The 2,198-nt window shown below is 44.4% G+C and carries 2 rRNA genes; both read left to right on the top strand.

What is annotated here, in order from left to right:
- Positions 1-255 (top strand): 16S ribosomal RNA (locus HF312_21495); the annotation flags it as partial.
- 203 nt (positions 256-458) lie between these two features.
- Positions 459-2,198, top strand: a 23S ribosomal RNA gene (locus HF312_21490); the annotation flags it as partial.

The following is a 2,198-nucleotide window of genomic DNA, read 5'->3' as shown; positions in this document are numbered from 1 at the left end:
CAGTTCGGATTGGAGTCTGCAACTCGACTCCATGAAGTTGGAATCGCTAGTAATCCTGGATCAGAATGCCAGGGTGAATACGTTCCCGGGTGTTGTACACACCGCCCGTCACGCTATGGGAGTTTGTAATACCCGAAGTTGGTAGCCTAACCTTTTAGGAGGGGGCCAACGAAGGTAGGACAAGTAACTGGAGTGAAGTCGTAACAAGGTATCCCTACCGGAAGGTGGGGATGGATCACCTCCTTTCTATGGAGAAAGATTTATACGATATATGAGTGTGTCTTAACTTAAATTAAATGACAATTTTGCTTAGTTTTGAGAGATTATTCTCTCAGTTAGAGAAAAAATTTCTCTAAATAGTTCTTTGAAAACTTGATAATGTGGTAGTCTAACGTTCGCGAGGCGTTAGACATTAAAATAACTCACAAATTAGGAAAAATTTTTAAACAAACAAATGGTGATTAAATTGCTAAGGGCGTATTGTGAATGCCTTGGCACTAGAAGCTGATGAAGGACGCGACAAACAGCGAAATGCTTCGGGGAGTGGTAAGTACACTTTGATCCGGAGATCTCCGAATGGGGGAACCCACCTATGGTAATGCGTAGGTAATGTATACTGAATACATAGGTATATATAAGCAACCCGGTGAACTGAAACATCTTAGTAACCGGAGGAAAAGAAAGAAAAATCGATTCTCTTAGTAGTGGCGAGCGAAAAGGGAAGAGCCCAAACCAGTCTACGGACTGGGGTTGTAGGACCTTACATTAAGAGTTAGAAATTTATAGCATAGATAAACAAGTTGGGAAGCTTGACCGTAGTAGGTGATAGTCCTGTAATCAAAATGCTGTAAACTCTGTAGGGTATCCTGAGTACGACGAGACACGTGTAATCTTGTCGGAATCCGCGGGGACCATCCCGCAAGGCTAAATACTCTCTAGTGACCGATAGTGAACAAGTACCGTGAGGGAAAGGTGAAAAGAACCCCGTGAGGGGAGTGAAATAGATTCTGAAACAATACGCTTACAAGAAGTCAAAGCCCGTTAATGGGTGATGGCGTGCCTTTTGCAGAATGAACCGGCGAGTTAATTTATCATGCAAGGTTAAGTTGAAGAGACGGAGCCGAAGCGAAAGCGAGTCTGAATAGGGCGAATTAGTATGATGGATTAGACCCGAAACCGAGTGATCTAGCCATGAGCAGGATGAAGGTTTGGTAACACAAACTGGAGGTCCGAACCAACTAATTAGGAAACATTAGTGGATGACTTGTGGCTAGAGGTGAAATTCCAATCGAACTCGGATATAGCTGGTTCTCCCCGAAATAGGTTTAGGCCTAGCCTTGAGTTAAGTTTGTTGAAGGTAGAGCACTGAATAGGTGATGGCTCCGTCTAGGGGTACTGAACCTAATCAAACTCCGAATGTCAATAAATGTTTCTCAGGAGTCAGTGTATGGGTGATAACGTCCGTACGCGAGAGGAAAAGAATCCAGACCGCCAGTTAAGGTCCCAAAATTTATGCTAAGTGGGAAAGGATGTGGAGTTGTCAAAACAGCTAGGAGGTTTGCTCAGAAGCAGCCATCCTTTAAAGAGTGCGTAATAGCTCACTAGTCGAATGACACTGCGCCGAAGATGTACCGGGGCTAAGCATAATACCGAAACTGCGGATTCAAATATTTATATTTGTCTGGTAGGGGAGCGTTCTAAATGCGCTGAAGATAGATCGTGAGGACTGTTGGAGCGTTTAGAAGTGAGAATGCCGGTGTGAGTAGCGCAAGCTGGGTGAGAATCCCGGCCACCGTTTGCCTAAAGGTTCCTGGGGCAGGTTCGTCCACCCAGGGTAAGTCAGGACCTAAGATGAGGCTGAAAAGCGTAGTCGATGGACAACAGGTTGATATTCCTGTACCACCTATATAACAGATGGAATGACAAAGAAGGCTAGATTGAGCCAGTTAATGGATTCTGGTCTAAGCACAAAGACTGATATATTGGAAAATCCGTATATCGCTTCAGTTGAAGTGTGATGGTGAAGGAGACTTCGGTCTTCGAAATCAATTGACGCCAAGCTTTCAAGAAAAGTTTCTATGGTTAATTATATAGGTGCCTGTACTGAGAACCGACACAGGTGGGCAAGGAGAATATCCTAAGGTGAGCGAGAGAACTATGGTTAAGGAACTCGGCAAAATGACCCCGTAACTTCGGGA

It is taken from the genome of Ignavibacteria bacterium, assembly GCA_025612375.1.
In the GTDB taxonomy this organism is placed as follows: domain Bacteria; phylum Bacteroidota; class Ignavibacteria; order Ignavibacteriales; family SURF-24; genus JAAXKN01.
Note: the sequence above shows the minus strand (reverse complement) of the source record. Positions and strands in the feature narration are given on the sequence as shown.